This window comes from Streptomyces alkaliterrae (genome assembly GCF_007097205.2).
Taxonomy (GTDB): Bacteria; Actinomycetota; Actinomycetes; order Streptomycetales; family Streptomycetaceae; genus Streptomyces; species Streptomyces alkaliterrae.
Map to the genome: position 1 here is coordinate 1 of NZ_VJYK02000697.1, position 515 is coordinate 515.

General features: G+C 70.7%; 1 protein-coding gene. It reads left to right on the forward strand.

The genetic code is table 11. The features are described 5' to 3' along the window. A partial coding sequence (locus FNX44_RS27540) for an SRPBCC family protein (protein WP_228450343.1) occupies window positions 1–512 on the forward strand: 512 nt, incomplete at its 5' end. Window positions 513–515: the final 3 nt, after the last annotated feature.

Sequence of the window (515 nt, forward strand, 5' to 3'; positions counted from 1 at the left end):
GGATGAGGATGGCCACGGGACGAGGCGCCGGTGAGCGGGAGCGCGGGCGGGTGTGGGGTGTTGAGGAGTCGGTGGTCGTGTCGGCTTCGCCGGGGGACGTGTACGCGTTGCTGGCGGATGTGCGGCGGATGCGGGAGTGGAGCCCGGAGGTGTTCTGGGTGTGGCGGCGTGGCCGCCGCTTTGTGGGCTTCAACCGGAAGGCGTTCTTCGTCTGGTTCACCAGCTGTCGGATCAGCGTCGCGGAACCGGCGCGGCACTTCGCGTTCGACGTGACGGTGTTCGGGTTGCCGATCGCACGCTGGGGCTATCGGCTTGAGGAGGCGGGGGGCGGTGGCAGTTTGGTGACGGAGTACTGGGTGGATCACCGGCGGGAGCGGCGGCGTGGCCGTGTCGCCGATCTGCTCGGGTTGGTGTTCACCGGGACGCCGCCCGCCCGCCGTGCGGAGATGAACCGGGCGGGGATGCGTACGACTCTGCGTCGGCTGAAGGGGGCCTGCGAGCGGGCGGCGTAGGGG